The organism is Variovorax terrae, assembly GCF_022809125.1.
GTDB lineage: Bacteria > Pseudomonadota > Gammaproteobacteria > Burkholderiales > Burkholderiaceae_C > Variovorax_A > Variovorax_A terrae.
On record NZ_JALGBI010000001.1, the window covers coordinates 1891125 to 1912387 of the forward strand.

18 protein-coding genes are annotated in these 21263 nt (G+C 59.9%); 3 read left to right on the top strand and 15 right to left on the bottom strand.

All coding sequences use genetic code 11. From position 1 onward, the window contains the following. Nucleotides 1-46 precede the first annotated feature (46 nt). Nucleotides 47-1228, bottom strand: coding sequence for a glycosyltransferase family 4 protein (locus MMF98_RS08925; protein WP_243305924.1), 1182 nt, complete (start codon nt 1226-1228; stop codon nt 47-49). A gap of 16 nt (nt 1229-1244) precedes the next feature. Continuing rightward, nucleotides 1245-1979, bottom strand: a complete 735-nt coding sequence (locus MMF98_RS08930; protein WP_243305925.1) for a polysaccharide deacetylase family protein — start codon at nt 1977-1979, stop codon at nt 1245-1247. A 306-nt stretch (nt 1980-2285) separates the two neighbouring features. Between MMF98_RS08930 and MMF98_RS08935 the strand changes: the two genes are divergently transcribed. Both MMF98_RS08935 and MMF98_RS08940 read left to right on the top strand, forming a co-directional pair. Then, nucleotides 2286-2678 (top strand): hypothetical protein, encoded by a 393-nt coding sequence (locus MMF98_RS08935; protein ID WP_243305926.1) that lies wholly within the window; start codon nt 2286-2288, stop codon nt 2676-2678. 91 nt (nt 2679-2769) lie between these two features. Further along, on the top strand, nt 2770-3183 hold the full coding sequence (locus MMF98_RS08940; protein ID WP_243305927.1) for a hypothetical protein: 414 nt from the start codon (nt 2770-2772) through the stop codon (nt 3181-3183). A gap of 638 nt (nt 3184-3821) precedes the next feature. Here MMF98_RS08940 and MMF98_RS08945 read toward each other — a convergent pair. Genes MMF98_RS08945 through MMF98_RS08960 form a run of 4 tightly spaced genes read right to left on the bottom strand, consistent with a single transcriptional unit; the run spans nt 3822 to nt 10521 of the window. Next, nucleotides 3822-5018: a Wadjet anti-phage system protein JetD domain-containing protein gene (locus MMF98_RS08945; RefSeq protein ID WP_243305928.1), complete on the bottom strand. Its 1197-nt coding sequence runs from the start codon at nt 5016-5018 to the stop codon at nt 3822-3824. After that, the gene (locus MMF98_RS08950) at nt 4993-8349 is read right to left on the bottom strand and encodes an ATP-binding protein (protein ID WP_243305929.1); all 3357 of its coding nucleotides are present in this window, start codon (nt 8347-8349) and stop codon (nt 4993-4995) included. Before MMF98_RS08950 ends, MMF98_RS08945 begins: the two co-directional genes overlap by 26 nt. Continuing rightward, the gene (locus MMF98_RS08955; RefSeq protein ID WP_243305930.1) at nt 8346-9074 is read right to left on the bottom strand and encodes a DUF4194 domain-containing protein; all 729 of its coding nucleotides are present in this window, start codon (nt 9072-9074) and stop codon (nt 8346-8348) included. Before MMF98_RS08955 ends, MMF98_RS08950 begins: the two co-directional genes overlap by 4 nt. Further along, nucleotides 9058-10521, bottom strand: coding sequence for a DUF3375 domain-containing protein (locus MMF98_RS08960; protein WP_243305931.1), 1464 nt, complete (start codon nt 10519-10521; stop codon nt 9058-9060). Before MMF98_RS08960 ends, MMF98_RS08955 begins: the two co-directional genes overlap by 17 nt. Before the next feature lie 231 nt (nt 10522-10752). Between MMF98_RS08960 and MMF98_RS08965 the strand changes: the two genes are divergently transcribed. Next, nucleotides 10753-11583 (top strand): helix-turn-helix transcriptional regulator, encoded by an 831-nt coding sequence (locus MMF98_RS08965; protein WP_243305932.1) that lies wholly within the window; start codon nt 10753-10755, stop codon nt 11581-11583. 307 nt (nt 11584-11890) lie between these two features. On the opposite strand, the gene MMF98_RS08970 is transcribed toward MMF98_RS08965, so the two are convergent. The 9 genes from MMF98_RS08970 to rng form a co-directional block, all read right to left on the bottom strand. Further along, the gene (locus MMF98_RS08970; protein ID WP_243305933.1) at nt 11891-12517 is read right to left on the bottom strand and encodes a PIN domain-containing protein; all 627 of its coding nucleotides are present in this window, start codon (nt 12515-12517) and stop codon (nt 11891-11893) included. Then, nucleotides 12492-13661 carry an XRE family transcriptional regulator gene (locus tag MMF98_RS08975; protein WP_243305934.1) on the bottom strand — a complete coding sequence of 390 codons (1170 nt, stop codon included), beginning with the start codon at nt 13659-13661 and terminating at the stop codon, nt 12492-12494. The genes MMF98_RS08970 and MMF98_RS08975 overlap by 26 nt, the downstream gene beginning before the upstream one ends. Then, complete coding sequence (locus MMF98_RS08980; protein WP_243305935.1) at nt 13658-15025, bottom strand: 7-cyano-7-deazaguanine synthase; 1368 nt, start codon at nt 15023-15025, stop codon at nt 13658-13660. The genes MMF98_RS08975 and MMF98_RS08980 overlap by 4 nt, the downstream gene beginning before the upstream one ends. After that, complete coding sequence (locus MMF98_RS08985; RefSeq protein ID WP_243305936.1) at nt 15022-15594, bottom strand: hypothetical protein; 573 nt, start codon at nt 15592-15594, stop codon at nt 15022-15024. The genes MMF98_RS08980 and MMF98_RS08985 overlap by 4 nt, the downstream gene beginning before the upstream one ends. A 471-nt stretch (nt 15595-16065) precedes the next feature. Continuing rightward, nucleotides 16066-17427, bottom strand: a complete 1362-nt coding sequence (locus MMF98_RS08990) for a HipA domain-containing protein (RefSeq protein ID WP_243305937.1) — start codon at nt 17425-17427, stop codon at nt 16066-16068. Next, nucleotides 17424-17717 carry a helix-turn-helix domain-containing protein gene (locus MMF98_RS08995; RefSeq protein WP_243305938.1) on the bottom strand — a complete coding sequence of 98 codons (294 nt, stop codon included), beginning with the start codon at nt 17715-17717 and terminating at the stop codon, nt 17424-17426. The genes MMF98_RS08990 and MMF98_RS08995 overlap by 4 nt, the downstream gene beginning before the upstream one ends. A gap of 189 nt (nt 17718-17906) precedes the next feature. Next, nucleotides 17907-18254, bottom strand: a complete 348-nt coding sequence (locus tag MMF98_RS09000) for a helix-turn-helix transcriptional regulator (RefSeq protein ID WP_243305939.1) — start codon at nt 18252-18254, stop codon at nt 17907-17909. A 132-nt stretch (nt 18255-18386) separates the two neighbouring features. After that, nucleotides 18387-19628, bottom strand: a complete 1242-nt coding sequence (locus MMF98_RS09005) for a tyrosine-type recombinase/integrase (RefSeq protein ID WP_243305940.1) — start codon at nt 19626-19628, stop codon at nt 18387-18389. A 158-nt stretch (nt 19629-19786) separates the two neighbouring features. Further along, nucleotides 19787-21262, bottom strand: coding sequence for a ribonuclease G (gene rng / locus MMF98_RS09010; protein WP_243305941.1), 1476 nt, complete (start codon nt 21260-21262; stop codon nt 19787-19789). Nucleotide 21263 lies beyond the last annotated feature (1 nt).

A 21263-nucleotide genomic window follows, 5' to 3' on the forward strand; every position in this document is an offset into this window, starting at 1 on the left:
AGGCCAGCTGGTTCTTTGTAGCTATAAAAACAATAGCAACCCCAGCTCAGTCGGAGCCAGGCGCGCTCCGCCCTGCCACGTCGCGGTACACCGCCTCTTGCAGGCGCGCCTGCTGCGGCCAGGCATGGGCGCGCGCGAAAGCCAGCGCCGCGGCGCGCACCGCCTGGGTTGCGGCCGTGCCGGAGAGCGCCTCGGCCAGCGCCTGCCGCAGCGCGGCGACGTCGCGCGGCTCGGGCAGCACCCAGGCATCGCGCCCCGGCGACAGCAGGCCGGCGATGCCGCAGAAAGCCGGTCCGCTCACCACCACGGGCAGGCCCTGGGCCATGGCTTCGAGCACCACCATGGCAAAGGTGTCTTCCAACGTCGGATGCGCCAGCGCGTCGGCGGCCACATAGGCCGGCGTCACCTCCTGCAGCGGGCCGGCAAAGTGCACGCGGCCCGCCACGCCCAGCGCCTCGGCCTGCGCCTGGAAAGCGCCCTGCTGCCCCGGGTGGCCCACCACGGCCAGCCAGACATCGGGCGGGAGCCCGGCCAGGGCCTGCAGCAATGCGTCGAGCCCCTTCTTGCGGTAGTCGTTGCCGACGAACAGCACGCAGCGCCCCTCGGTGGGCCAACCGAGCTGCTCACGCGCGGCGCACTGCTGCGCCAGCGTGGCGGGCGCAGCAGCCACCTCGGCCACGCCAGGGGAAATCACCACGGTGGCGTTGCGCGACGCCGGGTAGCTCTCGGCCAGCACCTCGCGCAGCGTGTCGGACGCAGCCACGATGCAGCGATCAGGCCGCGGCGCCAGACGCAGGCGTTCCAGCCACAGGTAGCTGCCCAGGCGCGGGCTCAGAACCACCTTGAGCCAGCGCGCCAGGCGCGCCGCGCCGCTGCGGCCACGAAACAGGTTGTACTTGACGGGCAGCACATGCACCGTCTGCACCTGCCCGTGCCAAGTGTTCTCGTGCGAATGCACCACGTCGAAGCCCTGGCGCGTGGCGCGCCACGTAGCCCAGGCGTACCAGAGCTGGTTCACCCAGCGCGGCTTGGCGCAGGGCTGGCTCACGCGGTGGTAGTGCACGCCCGGCCAGGCATGGTCGATCTGCTGGGCGAACACATGGATGTCGTGGCGCGCCGCCAGTTGCTCCACCAGCGCGATGGAATAGCGCTCAGCCCCGCCGCCCGTGGGTGCGAACACGCGGTTGAGCACGGCAATGCGCAGCCGGCGCGAAGAGGAATCGGTCATCAGGTGCTCTGCTCGGTCAACGGCCACGCCGCCGGTCTTCATAGGCCGTGGCGAGCTTGAGCCAGAACACCGGCCACGCCGTGGACAGGAGCACCGGCACGCGCGGCAGCTCGAACAGGTCGTCGCTGGTCATCGCACGGCCGCGCTGCGTGGTGGTGGCGCAGGCATAGCCGGCCGCGCGCGCCATGGCCGCGTGCTGCGCGCCGTAGTGGCCGTAGGGATAGCAGAACTGGCGCACCGGGGCGTCCAGCACCGCTTCAAGGTCGCGGCGGCTGCCTTCGATCTCCTCGCGCGCATGGGTCTCGTCCAGCGCGCTCAAGTCCACATGATGGCGCGTGTGCGCCCCCACCTCCTGGCCGCCCGCCACCCAGGCGCGCAACTGCGCGGCATCCATCAGCGGCGACGCCGGCACGCCCTTGTCCGCGTCCCACACATTGCTGCCACCCAGTTGGCCGCTCACCATGTAGCAAGTGGACGAGAAGCCATGCCGGCGCAGCGCGGGCAGCGCGTGCGTGAGGTTGTTCACATAGCCGTCGTCCAGCGTGATGCCCACCACCCGGCCCGCCTTCTCGCCACGCAGATAGGGCTCCAGCGCCGACATCGACAGCCCCTGGTAACCCAGCGCCTTGAGCAGCCCCATCTGCCGCGCGAACGCCGCGGGCGCCACCACCAGGCTGCGGTACGGCGTGCCCTGGGGCGGAGGCGCATCGACCTGATGGTAGGTCAGGATGGGGATGGGGGGGCGGGTCATGCGGATCGGCGGGAGAAACAAGCCGCTATCGTACTGGCTGCGGGGAGCGGGCCCCTCTCGGTGCTGAGACCATAGTGGAAGTAGCGGGTCTGCCCCCTTAAGTTGGTTCAACAGGCGAATCGAGATCCAAAACAGGTATGCCGGGTTTGCTGGGGTTGTTTAGGCTTGGGTTGTTGAATAGTATTTCGACCGCAAACCCAAGCTGCATGCCACTTTCAGGGGGAGACCGTGACCAAGATACCCCGCAGCGTCTAGCTTATTTCGCAACATTCCGTGGGCTTCAAAATTTCGCTCCAAAATAGTCAAATGAGAAACAAGTACCAGCACCTTAAGTATCCGGTTTGCTCCATCATTTTTCTTCTTGGTGGTTGCGCTTCAACTCACGACCTAAGCAAAGGCCCCGGAGCTTTTGGCGGCGGCGTTATGCACTCAGAAGTAAAGCCCGGACTTTTTTTTGTTCGTTCGCAGACCAACTGGGCGCCATGGCCCAACCTTCGTTCGGCAAGGAGCGCGTGGGAAGCTGAGGCAACAAAGGCATGCCAGCAAAAGCCTTGGAAAGAACTCAATGTTCGGGAAGAAACCCGCGATACGGGCCTTCCTAACATGGGAGTATTGCGGTACTTAGTAAGCGAAAAGCAGGGGTATGCACTCTGTGAAGGCGCTGAAACGTCTGAAGAAGCGTTGAAAGCAGCTATGTAAACGATCCGAGCAATTGCTGCAAAAGCTACGAAATGGATGCCATGCAGAATTTCCGTTCATCTTTGAGTAAAAAAGCTCCAAAAACCCAAGTATGAGAAAACTGATCGCCGTGCTGCTGTTGTCAGCCACTCTGCCTTTGGTTTTTGCGGCTGAGCCTGTGCGAGACTGGACTTGGTCCGAATCAACTTGCTCGGCTACTGGTAACTGGCTTACTTACAAAGGAACCGCCTCGGTGGTGTTCACTGGCAGCAGCCTGGTTGCTGAACTACACGAAAAGGAAATGGGCATGGGCCTCCGCCACAGGATTGATGGGAAAGTATCTCGTGGCAAAGTTAAAGCGGTTCTGTCCACTATGAACACGGACTCTGGTGACGTATTGATGACCGGTAAATACTCCCGCAAGGCTTTGAAGGAATTTGCCGAAACGCCGGTGTTCGAGTACATCGCTTTGACCGAGGGATGTTCATTCATCGGGCTGACTCGAACCACAGGGGTTGCGAAGTGATCTTTAACCCGTCGATCCAGAGGCGACAGCCTTTGGCAGCACTTGGCTTCCAACGTTAAACGGTGCTGGGGCTGTGGTGATGAGAAGGGCAATTGCCGTCCCTTCGAGTTAAAAACGCACACCCCGAGCCAGTCCGCAACAACCCCTCACAGCAGCACGATGTCGTACATGTCTGGTTTAATGTCCTAAATTCATTAAAAATCAATCACTTGCAAATCAAGAACGGCTCGCAACACACTTCTCCAGCTACCCTTTCTTTGTGAGCTTGTGTGAAACAAGGTCGCCCCCTTCGCTGCAGCAGCTCACCCACTTGATACCGACAGAGGACTGACAGCCATCCACGATTTACCTCACCAATTGCTATCGCTGCAGAACCATCCTTGGCTATCGCGATGTCGTCATCAGACTGAGAGTCGGCATCAAATTCTGGCCATACGGTATCTACTGATGTAGTCATCGTTCTTAACCGGAAGGAACAAGACAAGCCGTGATAGCCCAACTGGTCAAGAGAAGGGAATCGGTATTCTTTCTTGAGTCATGATCCTGGGCAGCCGGACGTTTTGAGAGACGGAGCAACTGCTATCAAGTTTCAGTCACTGATTCGGCAGACCTACCAAACCCCGAGTCACCCTGCGGAGCTAGACCCCAGTGTAAAGACAGTCACGGCCAAGGGCCTCCGTCAGTTGTTTCAACGAAGTGCTCCACTCCAGTCGCTCCTGCTCAAGTCGCACACGACCACCCCATGTGCCCGCACGCAGGTGCTCGTAGACCGATTTCTCCCCAGGGGTCAGCTCGTCGTAGGCCACATTGGCGCACAACGCCGGCTCCTCGACCCACAGCGGTCGGTGAGCCAAAAGCGTTGCTTCGTCCATCAGAACGGATCGAATCTGAGGAACAGCCTTGCGGGCGCGGTCCAGGATTGCAAAGCCATGGGAGTCAATGTCTCCCCAATACACAACGTCAGCACTCTGCAACCAGGGAAGTGCCCCAAGAGCGCTCACCGCATTTCCGAGCTTCATGACGAGCACAGTGTTCGCGACATCGGGAAGTGCCAGCCCTGTTTCGAGGTTCTCGACAATCACGACAGTTGCCGGAGAAATGGGCAATCTGCCGAGATCCCCTACCGGTGCTTCAATGTCACCCAAGCCTCCGACGCGGCTGCGCAGCATAGGACAGAGCAATCGGATGCGTACTCGGTGAGCAGGCTTCTTGAGGCCAACCAACGCATGAAAGTCACCGCCCTCATCCCCAATACCCCGTATCGCGCGAAGAAGACCAGCCACAAGCCCCGTGCGCTTCTCCAACCACTTTGTATCTAGCCCCTCCACCGGGAGCTGCCGTAGATACAGGCCCGAGACGGGATTCGCGGTCAACCACGCAAGCAGGGTCACCAAGCGTTCAAAATCCTCGGCAGAATAGTCCGCGAGCACATCGAACCGAGAAACCAAGACACTGCCATGAGCAAGTATCGGCCACCGGCTCGACATCCGTTGATATCGCTCGCGGGCAATCTCCCACCGCCTGGACTGACCAACCGCAGCGGCCACGACGGCAGCGCTTTCAAAGCTCAGCCGGCTGGGTAGCCGATGCCTGCCGAATCGCGCAAATTGCCGCTCTTCGAACAGAACCGCCCCTGGGCCAGTCCGTGACTGCCAAGCGGCCGCCCACGCCCTGACCGCGGAAGCATCCTCCGCGATGTCCTTCTCGGTTGGAACGCCCAGCGCCACAACCAGCGGCCAGGTTCCTTCCCCGGCCAGCCAGTTCTGATGCTGGTTGTTGAAGCGACGAACCAAGAAATCGCGCGCAGCCTCAGGAGACAGTAATTTCTTCGACATCGCGCACGTCCTGGGTCAGTTTCAGTCGATGAGACTCGCTGTCGTATTCGATGGGGATGACCGCCGACTTTTTGCGGTCCTTGATGTGCACAAAGCATGCGCCGCCGATGAACGGCTCCAGCGTCATCACGGACTTCAACGGCGTCGCCACAATCATCTGAAATCCGAAGGTCTTGAAAATGTTCATGGCCATGGCCGTGAATTCCGCGTCAGCCTTGTCAAAAGCCTCATCCAGCACAACAGTGGAGTAGCGGGGAAGTGCCCTGTCCTGGCCGCCAAGCTGGTACCGAAGCGCTGCCGCCAAACACGTTGCCGCCAGTTTCTGGCGCTGACCACCGGACTTGCCGGCGCCACTGCGGTAGACCTCGACCTCCAGGTCGTCCTCGTCCAGTTCACGGGCAACGAACTCCACGTGTTGCCGCACGTCGAGCACAAAATTCCGCCAATTCTTGTCTGCGGTTTCCTGGCTCGCGAGACGCTTTACGAGGGAAGCCAAAGCTTTGAAGCGTTCCTCGGCCAAGTCGCGGTCGTTGGAGAACGAGTGGCTGAGCGATTCCTTGAGGCTCGCGCGGAACAGGCGCACATCCTCGATGGCCTTGTCGGTCGTGTCGATGACGAGGTGCGTACCTGGATTGAACGGCGCCGTCCGCAGGCTTTCATTGACGAGTTCCATGCGCGACCGAATGGCAGAGCGCTCCTCGTCCAGCTTCGTGGTGAGCAGCGTGAGATTCTGGTCGCTCTGCTCCCGCAGAAGGCTAAAGAACCGGTCCTCGAACGCAGGCAGGTTGTCGTCCTCCAGCCGCTTGAGCTTCGCCAGATAGTCGTCGGCGCTTTCGAGCGTCGCATCAAGGCCGCCAGCAAGCGCAGGCCACACGCGGTTGAAATCCGCAAAACGCTGCACAATGGAATTGCGAAGGTCCGACAACCGACTTTCCAGTGTCCGCAGCTCCGAGTTCAGGCCGCGCTCAACCAGCGTGGTCACATGGTCAAGGCTCTCCAAGGTGACAGCCTTCTCCGTGGCCTCGTACCGGACGGCAATCTGCGCGGCGAACGCAGGCGGACGGTCCGAAGTCGGCCACAGCCGGGCAAGCTCTTCCAGCTTCCCTTTCAAACGATTGATTTCGGCAGAAATGGACTGCCCTTTGCCGTCTTCAGTGTTCTTCTTTCCGACAGCCTTGGAATGCGCATCTTCTTGCTTCCGAATGCTGTCGTTCAACGCTGCAAGGTCCGGACGTGCCTCACGCTCAGCCTTCAACCGGAGAGTCAGGTCGTTGATGCGCGTCAACAGAGACCCGACATCCACATCGTTCCAAGTCAGGTTCGACAGGTTTTGGCAGTTCAGCATCTGCACCTGTTGAGCATCTTCCTCTTTCCCAATCTTGCGAACGGTCTCTTCCAGCTCGCTGATGCGACCACCGATTTCCGCAGCCTGCTGCTTGAAGAGGGCCAGTTTTTCCTTGTTGTCGAACCCCAGGACCCACTGATTACGATCGTTGACCGAGTGGCGGTCATTCTTCTCATGCCGCATCGTGCTGTGCTTGACCTGCCCCTCCCGGGTGACCGCACGCGAAGCATTGCGGAACGCCTGCAGGGTGTCGGCGCACTCGAAGTCGAAGGAATGCTTGAGCTCCTCCCGAACCCAGTCCCCGAAACTACCCGATGCCATGTTGAGCTTGCGCACCAAGGAGTTGGGCCCGGGGGACCGCCCCGAGGTCTGGGGAATGGTACGGAAGTACACCAACCGCTCACCGATGTTTCGCTCGTTCAGGTAAGCCGATACCGCAGAGTAGTGCTTCTCGTCCACGAGGATAGAACGTGCGAAGCCACCAAGGACACGCTCGATGGCACCACGCCACGCCGTCTCCTCGGCTCGCACCTCGACCAGTTCGCCAACGAACGGCAGCTTCTCTTCGGGAATCGAGAGGTCCCGTGCCATGCGCTCCCGCAGGTCGACCAGCCGTGCCGGCAAGTTCGATTTCTGGCGTTCAAGCGCCTTGACCTCAGCGACGACCTTCTGGAACCTTTCATTTGCCTTGCGCAGTTCTTCCTTGACACCGTCCTTCCGTTCTTCAACCTCTTTCTTCAAGTCGCGCGCCTTCAACACCCGCTGCTTGGCGGCTTCGACACGCTGGACAAACCACACCACGGAATCAGGAACAGCCCATCCCATGGCTTCGCATGCTGCTGCGGCCAGGTCGCGCTTGCCGATACGGATTGGCTTTTCAGCTTCGGCGGCCTTGATGTCATCTTCAAGCCGCACAAGAACATCGGCCCCCATGTTGAGCTTCTGCCGCTGAAGGTCAGTCAGCTTCTGGAACTCGTTCTCGACAATGGAGGCGAGACGCAACGTTTCTTGCCTCGACCCCTCCCTGTCCACTTCGAGTTCGGCAATGCGCTCGTCGAGAAGAAGCTTGCGCCGGTGTTCTCGATATTGGTCAATGGCGGTCTGTATGGCCTGCAAGCCATTGCTCTCAAGCTTTACCCTGTCCAGTTCTCCGTGTTCATCGCGCGCCGGAACCAGCGTCTGAATTTGCTTGCGAGCAGCGACGACCTCTTGGTGCGCCTCGTTGAGCTCCCCGAATTCATTGACCAGGCTAGCGGCGATGCCGAAGGTTTCGGGTTCATCCAACATGAAGTCCCGCAAGAACACGTTGAGGTCGCCCAGGTTCTTGGCGGACTGCGTCTTGTGCAGCAAGCGCAACGCGCGCTCGTTCTCGATGCCCAGCAGCCGGCGGAAACGCTCTTGGTAGGCACTGAACTCCGTATGCACCTTTGCATCAGGCAAATCGTGCTTGAAGCGGCGAGCATCGAATTCGTTCTTCGCGAAGAACTCCAGCTCCTGAACATCAAACTCCCGCTCAAGCGTCAGGTACACCCGCTTGGCATCACCGGGGGCGGTCGAGTTTCCCTTCACCCACAGAACTTGGGCGAGCACCACCACACGCCCCAGTTCATCACGGTAGGTTTCCGCAATGGCCGACCACGTCGTGCCGCCACGCAGGTACTGCGACACATATTCGCCAGCCTCGCCAGTCTGCTGCGCCCAAGCCCCACGAAGGTAGGTCATGACGCTGCGGTCCCGGCCATTGCGCTCGGCCTCGCGCGCAGCAACGTTGAAGTCCACCCACTTCGGAGGCGTCAGAAGTGCAGCATGCGCATCCAGGACTGTCGACTTGCCAGACCCCGAGGGGCCGACGAAGAGGTAGCCCTCTTTCGGGATGGGGAAGTCGAAGACATTCGAGAACGTCCCCCAGTTGAACGTCTGAATCCGTGCGAGACGGAATTGGTCACTGCTGCCGCCCAGCAGTTCGGCTTGAGAAAACGGGTTCATTGGGCCTCCTCCTCATCTGCAGGCTGCTCGTCGTCATCGCCATCAGGCTCCCCACTGGGACCGACTCCTCCGGGGCAGGCAGCCAAAGTGGCATACGTGCGCGTGAGCTCCTGAATTTCCTCGGCGGAGAACAGGAGCTTGAGTGTTGGTGAGACCTCGTAGCGTTCCCCCGACCCGCGGATGGACTGCAGCAGGCTCAGCTTCTTCGCCTTGTCGATCGCATTGATGACCTGCCGTCCGAACTTGGCGTGGTCGGGGTTGTTCTCTTTTTCGAACACCGCCAGATGTTCTTGCATGTCTTCGCGCGACACAACCGCCCGCTCGCCCTGTGCATCGGCCTGCGTCAGCCGCTGCCGCAGGAAAAGCAGCAATGCGGTTTCCAGGAATGTGAGCGAAGCCTTGCGCAGCAAGATGGGGACATCCAGGTCTTCAGAAACAACTTGCCTTGTGAAGGCGACCTTCTGCTCATGGTCGATGACGACTTCAAGAAAGAGGTCATGCATGCGCGAACGGATGGCAGCCTCATCTCGCAACAGAACCGGCCAGAGCTTCGATTGACGCCGGGCGTCCACCGAGGGCCCCAGAAGGAGCTGGACCAGGACCCGCCGGGTGTCGATGGGCAGCGCCCCCGTATCTCCTTGGAAGGTTGCAGCTTCGGCAACAGGGGAGTCCGCCCCCGCGTCGTCTACAAGAGACTCACCCATCGTGTCAGTCAACGAATTCAAGATAGCGCTCCCTCATGAAATAGATGGTGGGAACCTTGGCGCGGCGCTGCACCTCGTCGTCCCCTTCCCAGACCACAAGCTCTGTCCCGTCAGTCACTTCCCCATGCTTGGAGCCCAGGGCGACATAGCCGACAACACTTCCCAAACCCTGCTCCGCGGGGTACTCAGCAAGCACCTGCGCAATGGAAACCTGAGATTGCCGCTCCAAGATGGCTCGCACGTGGGCCTTGAGCGTTCGAAAGTCGATTTCCGATTGCCGAACCAGCTCGCTCACCGTTTCGAGGTCCAACTCGGATGGCTCCGCGGCCTGCATTGATGAGTCAGTCACACGCTCAGCCGGGTCATACAGCGCCCATTGAGACACCGACCTGATGCGGCTGCTGGACTGCATGAGCTCGAAGCCCACTTGCTCGTTTGGCCGGACCTCGTCCTTGGCGCCCAGCGCAGCCTGCGTCGCCGCCTTGAGGAGGCCATGCAGCCGGCGGTGCTCGAGGAATTCCCGGCTCTGGACAAAGCTCTTGAGGCTACGCGCGAAATGCTGCAGCACATCGTGCACCCCTCGTCCTTCATTCAACAAGGCCCCCGTCAGCCCCAACAAAAATTTGCGCTCCTGCGACTCCAGCTGTCGTGCGAAGGGACGACCAGTCACCTCATCCAACGACTCGCGCAGCGTCGCGGCCTGCTCGCTATCTGTCAGCAACCGCCAGAAAGCATGGAAAGTTCGGCCGGCATCGCTTTCACCGATGAGGTCAACCCCGGCAAAGAGCTGCTCAAGCACATCGCCGCGGCTCCCTTCGTTCTCCATCAAGCTCTGACGAAGACCTCGGTTCAACCTCTCGAATTCATCACGAACGCTTCGAAAGTCGGCTGCGAGTTCCTGCGCCAAGGCGATGACTTCGCGCGCCCGCTCCACAGCACGGTCTGGGGCAAGCGCTTTGACCCCACCACGTTCGACCTCAGCAATCGCCCGGTCAATGCGGTCGCGCTCGGCGTGCAGAGCAGCCAGACGCGATTGCGGATTGGTGTTGGTCTCCTCCGCCAGTCGTGACAGCTGGTGAATCACAACGGATAGCCGACTCTCTGTCGCGGTGGTACGAGGCTTCAAAAGCCCTGTCACAAAGCGCAGTGCCGTCAGCGCGTCCACGGACAGCTCGTACTCCTCCTCGGACGCGCCGGCAGGAAATCGACGCGTCAACCACCCCTGGCTGAGCCACTCTGCGACATACGCCTGCGGCGTTTGCGGAAGCTCCTCCCCTACAGCGCGTAGCGCCTCGATATCCCGGGTCAAGCGCTCATGAAGCACTGAACTTGGAAGCGTTTGCTCGGACTCCACAAACAAGGACTGCAGCAGGGCAATCACAACAGGCCCCTTGTTGGCGGCCAGCAGGCGCCATAGGGGTTGCTCGCGAAGATTGCGGAGGGCGGCCGCACCGCGAAGGGCTTTCATGTCCCCTGCCCGACAACTTCAAACCTGCCGACTTCTCCCACAGAGACCTCCAAGTTTGCTGACCAAGGTCACCAGCATACATCTATTTACTATTTGCGTCTATTTTTTATTCCCATCTAATTTCTGTACCCGTGAGACAATCGCGGAATGACACAGCCAGACGCCAAGCCGCCAACCAAAGCGGAACAAGCCCCAGGTCGCTCCTCTGGTCGGTGGAGCCAAGACCGTCGCTTGGAATTCATAGACTTCCGCCTGCGCTGGGACGGTCGACTCAACCGCAGCGACCTCATGGAGTTCTTCGGCATCTCCGTCCCTCAAGCGTCACTGGACATCGCCAAGTACACCAGCCTGGCGCCAGGCAACCTCGTGTATGACCGCAGTTCTCGGGTCTACACCGCTTCCTCTGGGTTCCAGCCGCTCTATTCCTCCAGCGATGCAGGTCGTTTCCTGAACGAGCTGCTTGAAAACAGTGCAGGACTGCAGGCGAAAGAAAGCAGCTTTTTGGCTTGGGCCCCTCCGGTGGCAACGGTACCGACACCCAGTCGGAATTTTCGGACCGACGTTCTGCTCGCACTATTGCGCGCCATCAGAGAAGGAGCAGCCATCAGCGTGCAATACCAGTCCCTGACACGTCCGCAGCCCACCGTGCGCACGATTGCGCCACATGCCTTGGCCCATGACGGGTTTCGCTGGCACGCACGCGCGTTCTGTCATACGCGCAAGGAATTTCGCGACTTCGTCATCGCACGCATGCTGGAAGTCACTGGAACCGAGCCTGGTCTAGCCGACCCGGCGGAAGACTCGGAATGGCACACCATCGTCCCGTTGATTTTGATTCCTCACCCCCGACTGTCCGAATCCCACAAGCGCGCGATTGAGCTTGACTTCGGCATGGAAGATGGGCGGGTGGAGTTCCGTTGCCGGCAAGCATTTCTCTTCTATGCGATGCGCCACCTTCGGCTTGAACTGGCTGAATCCGCCAAGCCCGAAGCACAACAAATCGCGCTCAGGAACCGTGCGGAAGTCGAGGCCTTGATGCCAGGATTCGTCCGGCAGACATAGCGATTTCCCAGCCTTTACCACTTCCAGAAACCATTGGATACATGTATGGTGGAGCTCTATACAGCCGGGAAGAGCCCACCATGTCCGAGGGAAAGAACGTCTCCGTCAGTTTTCGCGTATCCATGCGCTTCAAACCGTTGCTGGAAGTCACTTGCCCTCTTCAGGTATACCAATGCTGAGTTAGCAAGCCCAAGGTTTTGGAGATTGCAAGATCTCCTGTGATTACCGGTCGTCGCCAGCGCACTGGCTATGACCGGCAAATTTGTGTTGTGCGCCATGGCTAACGACTGCCGCTTGATCAAAGGGATCAGGCAATGGTCTCGGGCAATTTCTTTGCGAGACGCCTCAAGCTTGGACATGACACGACGTTGGCCGCGCCGATTTGTTCGACGACCCAATCGAACTGCTGTGCCCAAACCTGCATTCTCGCCAGACGGAGCGCGTCGAGGACGGCTGTGGAGAGCCCTTCTTGTCCTAAGGCGAGCCTCACAGGGGTATGCGCGAGGATATCGATAGTGGTTGCTATTCTTAGCGAACCAAAACGCTCAGCGGCAACGCGAGTGGCCTTCCTTTCGTCAATAGCCGCAATCCGTCCATTGCGATGAGCGAAAGCCAGTGTGGCAGCCTCTCCGTCACCCAGGGAGTCCGACGCCGAACCAGACACGATGCCGATGAAGCTTTCGAGTGCCTCCTCGTCCAACTCTACAACCTCAAGGCGCCCGCGCTCAATGAGATCAAAAAGCTTCTTCGATTCTGGGCGGCCGTTCTCCGCACCACCCTTGATTTCGACGACCACGTTTTCCGTGACGCAGGAAGCCCCGGGCAGAGCCTGCAGAATTGTGTCCACATGTCCCGTCGCCAGCAGGTTGATGATGACGCTGGCATCTAGAACGATTGGGGGTGATTGCTCAACTAGGCAGCTTGAAAAGGTCATCTACCTCATCCTCTTGCGCCTCATCAAGCAGTTCTCGGACCATCTCACGGTTCAGCTTGAGCAAGTCCGACATCTGTCCCTCACTAATTAGCTCCTTTTTCCAAGCCTCAATTGCCAAAAGATAAAGTCTTGATGATTGAGGTGATTGGACAGCAGGAGTTTCGTCTGCGTCACTTCCAAGCACCTGACGAACTTGATCATCGGTGATACCGCCGTTATCAACGAACCAATCCCACGTTCCCTTCTTCGTTAGTCCTAGGTCTTCAAGTCTCATCACCATGGCCTGGCGCGATACGCCGAAGAAATTGGCTAGCAAGATGATATGCCGGCGCGTGAGGTGCGTGGACCCAATGGTCACCTCCCTGAACTTCTCCATGACCGCCCTCGCTGGCGTCAGGAACGCTCGTGCAAATGAATTTGCATACCGCTCCTCACGAGAGTTTTCATACACATCATCCTGGTAAATTTCAGGCTTACGGCGAGTTGCAATGAAATGACCCAGCTCATGGCTTCCCGTTTGGGCCCGCCGGTCTTTTCGATGACTAGCATTGATGAGCATGCAAGCCCCAACTGCATCATCATAAGCAAATAGTCCGGAAACCTTGGCGTCGAGTTTTCGCGTGTAAACCCGGATGCCGAGTTGTAATTCAAGGATTGCATAAAGGTCGTGAATCGGCCCTTCCCCCAACCCCAACCAGTTACGCAAGCTCAGTGCGTCTTGCTCCGCTTGTTGGCGCACATCTCCAGGAAGTATGTTCTTTTCAGCGGGGTAGTTGTAGGTCTTCTGAATACCCAGAATGTTCTCGAGTTCGACCTCGGCTTTGACCAAGTCACTGAGCATTTTTGCGGCTTGGTCGATTCCTGCATCGCCGGTTTCTGCGAACGTGCGAAAGCGAGGGACAAGGTCCACATGAACGGACTCGCGACGCAACATGGAATTGACTGACACGCCGTATGACCTGCATAGGTCTTGTAGTTCCTTGAGCTTGGCTGCGCGTTGGCCCTTCTCGATGGCTACCAGCGTCGTTCGAGCAATGCCAACAGCCTTTGCTGCGACGTCCTGGGTAAGGTTTGCGGTTTCACGCGCGCTCCTAAGTCGTTCGCCGAGCTCAAGTTGGCTCAGTTCATAGTTGTCTTTGGTCATGATGATTCATCTATCCATTGCCTCACGAAGGACCTCGGCCCGAGGTCCTTCGTGAACGCCGACCACTCCTTGGCGTGTTGCAGCAGAAGCCTATCCAGCTTCTGTGAAACATCTTGAGGGTCCTGCCCTAAGGAACGAGCCAGCTCGTAAGTCTTCAAGCGCTTGATGAGCTGGTACTGAGAGGAGCCCGGAAGCGCTGCAAGGTGCTCGAAGTGGAGAACTCCGGCAATCGAGTATTCATGCAAGGCCTTCGTGAACTGAGAGAACTGCTTAGCAGCACCTTCCTTCCACGTTTCAGCACTCAACGATTCCCACACATAGACGTCCGGGGACTCAACAAGGCCTGCCGCATGCACACTCAGGCGACGGAGTATGCACGCTGCGCAGACCCCACACTGCCTTCTGGCCCGTCCAACGGAGACCTGTCGTGAGTTTTGCCAGCATGACCTGGTCTTCTGCCATTTAGCTCCAGCGTCACAGCTCTCGACGAACTCCCGCAGGGTTTCTCCCTTGGTCGCCCACAGGCGCGGAAACTGAAACTTGACACGATAGTTCAAGAGCGCAAAAAAGAAGCGCTCCATGTGCGAAGTGAAGGCCGGGTGGTTGCGATAGTCCTCGTAACCATGACCAACGGGCAAAAACACAGGAGCCAAGGCACCTTGCCCACTTTCCGGAACGATAGCGGCCGGAGCTTCAATCAGGTAAGCCGCAACGGCAGACACCACGCTGAACTTGAAGCCACGACTGCGCGCACTGGACTCACCGTTTTTCTTGTTTAGCTTTACGTCATAAGGAACTGCCTTGAAAGGCATCTCTCTTCGCTCAATCCTCGAGATGTCGTGCTGCTTGCTGCCGACACGAACCCGGACTAGGCGTTTTCCTAACCTGTTGCCTTCTAAAGCCGCAACTGCCTGTGAGTCCATACCATCGCTGTACGCGATTACAGCTTCTGCATCTGCAGGAAACGTCATTCGCTCTTGAGCAGGACGGGGCGCTGGCGCTTTTCGCGCGCGAAACTCGAGGTGCCAGTCATCACCGGTCAGAAGATTCAATGCCTCGGTCAACGCTCTGCCAACGGACGCCTCCTTCCATCGATAGGGTTCATGAACGGGAATGTGCAATTTGAATCGACGACCCCAATTCATGGAGCTACGCACAAGAGTACGGTCACAGAATTCCACCGCGGCGGCCAGAAGCAGCAAGTCATAAACCAATGGCTGCCATCTACGCGACGAAAAGGACTCGAGAGCCCCTATGTCAAAGGTGATGTTGTTGTTGATCCGGCAAGGTTCCGCGCCTCGGCGGCAGCGCCCGTTCGGCTCTACAACGTCGACAATGAGTTCTTTTAGGGCAAGCATATTCATGCTATCTGCACTCCATCATCGAGCCCGCTCTTACGTTTACGCGATTGAGAGATTGCTGACCGGGCATCTATGAGCAGTGTGCCAAGGCTGCTCTCGGAAAAGCTAACAACGGCGCTTTTAATCCGGCTGGCCACGTTATTTGCTCTCTTTACCGTGGATTTGCGGAGATAGTGCTCCTCTACCGCCTTTGCGTTGGCCAACCCTCGCATCTTGGCGGCAAGACCGATAGCGTCATAGAACGCCGGTAGTTCAAGCCGGCCCTCGGCTACGAGTACCTCGCTACAGGACACCGCGTTTTGTCCAAATACGGACCCACCAGCCAGAGCGCGCGCATCGTTCAGCTGCTGCAAAGCGATTTCCGGCGAGCCCAATGAATTGTCACTGCAGCTGAAGATGGACTTCAGCATGTTAAGCAACTTCCAAGAGACCTCGTTGATGAAGTCGCTCGCCAAGGCTGTAGCGGCCGCTTGCGCGACTTCAACATTGGCGTAAGCCTGGTTGTCGCCGACCTCGGCCAGCTTCTTCCATTGCTTCCTCAGGTCCAAACTTCTGTGCGGTCCGTCACTCATTGGATGCCTCCATTTGTCAGATTTTATTTTATTTTTTCTGACAATGTCAAATCCTCACTGAGGTGACATGGCGGGGAGACAAGTGTGGTTCGCACAAAGGCCATCACCATGCCGAGGTCGTGGTGGACCTGATCAGTCGCCAAGGGCTGCGGATCGGCAGGGAAGCTGCCGGGAGGACGATGCACTGCTTTCAACCTGGCGCCAGCGGCCATAGGACGGATCAAGTACGACTGTGGTGGTAGCGATCAACGTCGAGATCGACCGCCTGCTCTTCTCGGACGCGTTGGTCGAACTCCCGGGGAGCTTCAACGTCAGGTTTCGGCAGCAGTTGCCCTTCCACGCCCCCAATCCCACCGGCAGCAATCAACCTGAGGGCTAAGTGCGCGCGCGGTAGCCACTTCGGCAGCGTTGGTTGTTGATCGATCCAGCAATCCTGCCACCGTTGAGCAGCGAGGCGCTCGGGCCCAACCTTCAGAAGAGATCGTCGCTGAACCGAGGGATCTCCATCACCTGTCCCAACAGAAAATCCGCCCTGGCCACAACGTAGTCCGCCAGAGCGCGAACAAAGGGCCGCTCCGCCTCCACGTACACGGGATCTTGGGCCTGCGCCCTCGCCTCCTCCCGCGCCCACTCGCAGAGCTGCTTCAGTTCGCGCGCAAACGTTCGCCGGGGGAATCCCAGTCGCTCGCAGAAGTCAGCCAGCGCGAACGACTTCACGGCCGGCAGCACGAACTCATCGCCGAACGCCATCGCCAGTTCCTGATCGATGTGGCGGGCGTCGTACACGGCCACGCTGACCAGGTCGTAGAACGGTGCCACTGCCAAGGCATCGCCCCGTCCGAAGAAGGAGATGTTCTTGCCATGCGCATCGCTGTTGCCCAGCAGCAGCGTGGTGATTGCCCACAGAGCCATCTGCCGGATGCCGATGGCTGCATTCGACAGATGCGGTCGCAGCGTGGCCAAGGCATCGAAGCTGGCCCCGTCGCGGATGTGCCGAACGTCCTCTGCGTTGCCCAGTGGACGCTCGTACTTGTGCGATACGGGGAGGTTCAGCGCATGGCAGCCGTCGATGACGTGCACTCTCCGCACATCCCCGCCGTCACGCACCCGGTCGAAGCGCTCGACGCACAGGACCGGCGCGGGCACGCGCAGGATCTCCACCTCGGCCGCCCAGTTTTCCTTCAAGCGCCGCTGGCCGAGCCGGTTGATGAGCTGCATGCAGAAATGCTCGTTGGCCACCATGCAGGGCAGCTTGTCGTTCAACGGCTCGGGCTTGAGGATGTGCGTCGAAGAGAGCGAGCCATCCGCTAGGAACAAGGCTTCTCCTTCGCGCAGCACCAGCAGCTTGTCCTGGTATCCCGCTACCGACATGCGTACCTTGTCGTCCCATATCGCGAACGGAATCCTGTTGCGGTCATCGATGCGCTGCTGCAACTCGGCAAGCGCCACGGGCCGCCGCTGCGCCTCTTGCGCCCGGGGCTGCTGCCCTGCGGGCAACAAACTCAGGGCGCCCGCCGTCTCGCGGCCCAGCACCCGGATCAGGCCGAAGAGGTTGCTTTTCTGAACGTGGGTGAAACTGGAGACCACGTCCAGCGCCCGCCCTTCGGGCAACAGGTTGTCGATGAAGCGCCGCACGGCCACCGCAGATACTTCGCCGTCGAGAGGAATATGTGGCGACAGTTGGAATCGGTGTGCACGCTGGCGCCAAGGTGCGCTGTACACGAAGCTGAATTGATCCAGTTCTGGATCGAACGCGAGCCGCCCGACCAAGTCGGTGCCGAAGAACACGTCCAGTGCGAGATCCAGGCCCTGGGCAGGGAACGCACTGCTCATTCGGACTCCTGCTGCTGCGCCAAGTCCTTGAGCTTCAGGGCCTGTTCCCTGGAAACGACCAACACCTCCAGCCCAAGTCCGTCCAGGACCTTGAACAGGCGATCGGTGGTGATCGACTTCCCGTTTTCCAAGCGCGACAGCACATCGGCCGAGACGCCGCAGAACGCGGCTGCATCGTCGATGCGCATGCGGGCCTGCGCCCGCGCGTTGCGTACGGCCGCACCCAGCCCTTCAAGGCTTTCAACCCGGGGATCGCTGGCGTGATGTGTAGAGGGAAGACGCCGTGCCATGTTCAACCATAATTCCGGAATGACGAAACTATAGTTAATAACCAGGGATTTGTCGAGATTATTCCGAAATCACGGAACTATTAGAGAATCCATGGAGGAATGCCAATTATTCCGTCATTCCGAAACAACGCAAATAAGCCCCCTCGTGGGTCGCAAGCTGAGACCGAGACATCGCGGCCCCGATAGAGTTTACGAAGGCCGTTGCCTGGCAGGCCGGGCAGAGACGCCAGGCGGCTGCGCAGAGTGGGCCACACGCGCACGTGCAGGTCTACGCGCGTGATTGCGCTGGAGCTCATCAGCATTTCTCGTATCACTGGCAGCCTGTGTGCGCGGCGTCGCACGCACACGCTTGTACGACCCGCCGCTCTGCGACGCCGAGCTCGCACCACCCTGGGCCTCAATCCAGTGGCGAACATCATCGACCCGCCAAGCGGTCACGCCAAAAAACAGTTTGACCGGCGCAGGGAAGGCCCCGGACGCGACATGACGCCACAGTGTCGACTTCGAGACGGGAACCAAGGCCAGGACTTGCGGCATGCGCAAAAAAGCCGGTCAAAGATCCGTCAGGGGCCACGATGCCAGTGGCATCGATGGAATTGAGAGAAGGGAGTTGAGACATCCGGAGATTTTCTCAGCGCGGTCGCCACTGGCAGTCGTTGTGCCCCTTGTCTATGAAACCACCTCAGGCTCCACGCTCGGGGCGCTCTTGGCTCCAGCTTCACACGCCTCCAGGAAGGTCGCCCAGGTCAGCAACGCCTGCCGACGTTCCGCAAAGTAGTTGTGCTGGTCGTAGATGCCTTCAACGCCCGTCAGCTTGTGGTTCAAGCACATCTCGGAAGTATCCCTTGGCACACCCAGCGTGCGCATGTGGGACTTCATCGTGCTGCGCAGGTCGTGGGGCGTGAAGCGGCGAGTTGGCGGGTGGTACTGGTTGATCCAGTAGTCGATCGATTCGTGGATGGTGTCCTCGCCGACGTGCATGTCTCCCCCGTTTCGCTGAGCACGGCTGCGTATCCTCGCGGGCAAGACATAGGCGGATCGATAAGCATAGGCACGCAGCTCTTTGAACCACCGAACGACGATCGGTGCCAGTGGGATGTCCATGGCGGCGCCGGTCTTGCTCGCCGGAATGTGCCAACGGGCGTCGTCAAGGTGCACGTCCTGCCACTTGGCCATGTACAGTTCGCCCCCTCGCACGCCGGTGCCCAACAGGACCCGAATGGCCAGCGCGTTGGGACGGCGCATCTCGGCGTTCAACAACAGATGCAGTTCCCCACGGGTGAGCATCAAACGCTTGCGGATCGGCGGCCTCGGTCCCAACAGGGCCGAAAGCATGATCCCGACGCAGGGGTTCACGTTGATCAGCCGCTTGCCACAAGCATGCGTAAACAGGCACTTGGTCGTGACGAGCAGCAGGTTTGACTCTCCCCATGTCAGCGCAGCGTCTTCAATCAAGGAAACGACGTCCCCCGGCTCGACCTCGCGCACTCCGAGCGAACCCAGCCTGTGCTCGACCCGCTTGAGATGCCGCGTGTAGCAGACCTGCGTGCTCTTGGCGAGCGTCACGAGCTTCTTCTGCTTGTAGTCTTGGATCAAGGTACGGACGGTCATGTCCTTGACGGCCGTGGCCTTTGCCTTGACCTTTTCCGCCGCGGGGTTGGCCCCCTTGAGCACATCGGCTCGCTTGATCGCGGCAGTCGTCCGCGCCTCCGACAGGCCGATGTCAGGATAGCGTCCCAGCGTCAGTTCGTAGCGGCGCCCACCGTGGCGGTATCGAAGGATCCAAGTCGCGTATCCATTGGCCGAGACGGTAAAAGTCAGGCCGCCGCCATCGCTCTTTGCCAGAGGCTGCGCCTCCTTCGTCCAATGCCTCAGTTGCAGGTCTGAGAGCAAACCGTTCTTGATCGCCATGTGTTTCTCCTTGTTGAGCTAGCTACCCAGGTAGCTACCCAATCCTGCAGCACACGGATGGGACTTCAAGACACGCGGCGATGCTCTCCTGACGAAATTCCCTGCTACGACAACCACTTACGCGTGGCGTTTGGGACTACTTGGGGTGCCCTGAAACCTCACATTAAAACGATGTCGTACTGCTCCTGCCCCATCGCGCTCTCGCTCTGCAGCGAGATCGGCTTGCCGATGAAGTCCGACAGGCCCGCCAGGTGCTGGCTTTCCTCGTCCAAAAACAGCTCGACCACGCGCGGCGAGGCCACCACGCGGAATTCGCGCGGGTTGAACTGGCGCGCCTCGCGCAGGATCTCGCGCAGGATGTCGTAGCAGACGCTGCGCGCGGTCTTGACGATGCCCTTGCCCTGGCAGGCTTCGCAGGGCTCGCACAGCATGTGGGCCAGCGACTCGCGGGTGCGCTTGCGTGTCATTTCCACCAGGCCGAGCTGCGAGAAGCCGCCCGACATGGTCTTGACGCGGTCGCGCGCGAGCTGTTTGCGGAACTCAGCCAGCACGGCTTCGCGGTGGTCCTCGCGCATCATGTCGATGAAATCCACGATGACGATGCCGCCCAGGTTGCGCAGCCGCAGCTGGCGCGCGATGGCGCCGGCGGCTTCCAGGTTGGTCTTGAAGATGGTGTCGTCGAAGTTGCGCGCGCCGACGAAGCCGCCGGTGTTCACGTCCACTGTGGTCAGCGCCTCGGTCTGGTCCACGATCAGGTAGCCGCCAGACTTGAGTTCGACCCGGCGGCCCAGCGCCTTGGCGATCTCTTCGTCGATCGAAAACAGGTCGAAGATCGGCCGCTCGCCCTTGTAGAGCTGCAGCTTGGTGGCGGCGGCCGGCATGAACTCGCGGCCGAAGGCCTGCAGCATGTCGAACTGCTCGCGCGAATCGAGCCGGATGGTCTGGGTTTCATCGCCCACCAAGTCGCGCAGCACGCGCTGCAGCAGGTTCAGGTCCTGGTGCAGCAGCGAGGTGGAAGGCAGGCGCAGCGAGGCCTCCTTGATGCGCGCCCAGGTCTTGCGCAGGTAGGCGATGTCTTCCGCCAGCTCGGCATCGGAGGCGTCTTCGCCATTGGTGCGCAGGATGAAGCCGCCGCCGTCCCCGCCCACCAGGGTCTGCAGCCGCCGGCGCAACTCGTCGCGCTGGGCCGGTGGAATCTTCTGGGACACGCCCACATGGTCGTCCTGCGGCAGGAACACCAGCAGCCGGCCCGCAATGCTGATCTGGGTGGACAGCCGCGCCCCTTTGGTGCCGATGGGGTCCTTGATGACCTGCACCATCAGCGACTGGCCCTCGAACACCTGCTTCTCGATGGGCACCTGCGGCTGGGTGTTGCGCGCCATGCTGGGGGGCTCGCCATCGGGCTGGCGGTGCCAGACGTCGGCCACGTGCAGGAAGGCGGCGCGCTCCAGCCCGATGTCGATGAAGGCCGACTGCATGCCAGGCAGCACGCGCGCCACCTTGCCCAGGTACACGTTGCCCACGAGGCCGCGCTCGAGCGCGCGTTCCACGTGCAATTCCTGCACGGCGCCGTTCTCCACCACGGCCACGCGCGTTTCCTGGGGCGACCAGTTGATCAGAATGTCTTGTTGCATG

Bases quoted from the DNA above. Each gene is read 5' to 3' on its own strand.
- MMF98_RS08925 (WP_243305924.1), bottom strand. From the start codon at position 1,228: ATGACCGATTCCTCTTCGCGCCGGCTGCGCATTGCCGTGCTCAACCGC.
- MMF98_RS08930 (WP_243305925.1), bottom strand. From the start codon at position 1,979: ATGACCCGCCCCCCCATCCCCATCCTGACCTACCATCAGGTCGATGCG.
- MMF98_RS08935 (WP_243305926.1), top strand. From the start codon at position 2,286: ATGAGAAACAAGTACCAGCACCTTAAGTATCCGGTTTGCTCCATCATT.
- MMF98_RS08940 (WP_243305927.1), top strand. From the start codon at position 2,770: ATGAGAAAACTGATCGCCGTGCTGCTGTTGTCAGCCACTCTGCCTTTG.
- MMF98_RS08945 (WP_243305928.1), bottom strand. From the start codon at position 5,018: ATGTCGAAGAAATTACTGTCTCCTGAGGCTGCGCGCGATTTCTTGGTT.
- MMF98_RS08950 (WP_243305929.1), bottom strand. From the start codon at position 8,349: ATGAACCCGTTTTCTCAAGCCGAACTGCTGGGCGGCAGCAGTGACCAA.
- MMF98_RS08960 (WP_243305931.1), bottom strand. From the start codon at position 10,521: ATGAAAGCCCTTCGCGGTGCGGCCGCCCTCCGCAATCTTCGCGAGCAA.
- MMF98_RS08970 (WP_243305933.1), bottom strand. From the start codon at position 12,517: ATGACCTTTTCAAGCTGCCTAGTTGAGCAATCACCCCCAATCGTTCTA.
- MMF98_RS08975 (WP_243305934.1), bottom strand. From the start codon at position 13,661: ATGACCAAAGACAACTATGAACTGAGCCAACTTGAGCTCGGCGAACGA.
- MMF98_RS08980 (WP_243305935.1), bottom strand. From the start codon at position 15,025: ATGAATATGCTTGCCCTAAAAGAACTCATTGTCGACGTTGTAGAGCCG.
- MMF98_RS08985 (WP_243305936.1), bottom strand. From the start codon at position 15,594: ATGAGTGACGGACCGCACAGAAGTTTGGACCTGAGGAAGCAATGGAAG.
- MMF98_RS08990 (WP_243305937.1), bottom strand. From the start codon at position 17,427: ATGAGCAGTGCGTTCCCTGCCCAGGGCCTGGATCTCGCACTGGACGTG.
- MMF98_RS08995 (WP_243305938.1), bottom strand. From the start codon at position 17,717: ATGGCACGGCGTCTTCCCTCTACACATCACGCCAGCGATCCCCGGGTT.
- MMF98_RS09000 (WP_243305939.1), bottom strand. From the start codon at position 18,254: ATGCCGCAAGTCCTGGCCTTGGTTCCCGTCTCGAAGTCGACACTGTGG.
- MMF98_RS09005 (WP_243305940.1), bottom strand. From the start codon at position 19,628: ATGGCGATCAAGAACGGTTTGCTCTCAGACCTGCAACTGAGGCATTGG.
- rng (WP_243305941.1), bottom strand. From the start codon at position 21,262: ATGCAACAAGACATTCTGATCAACTGGTCGCCCCAGGAAACGCGCGTG.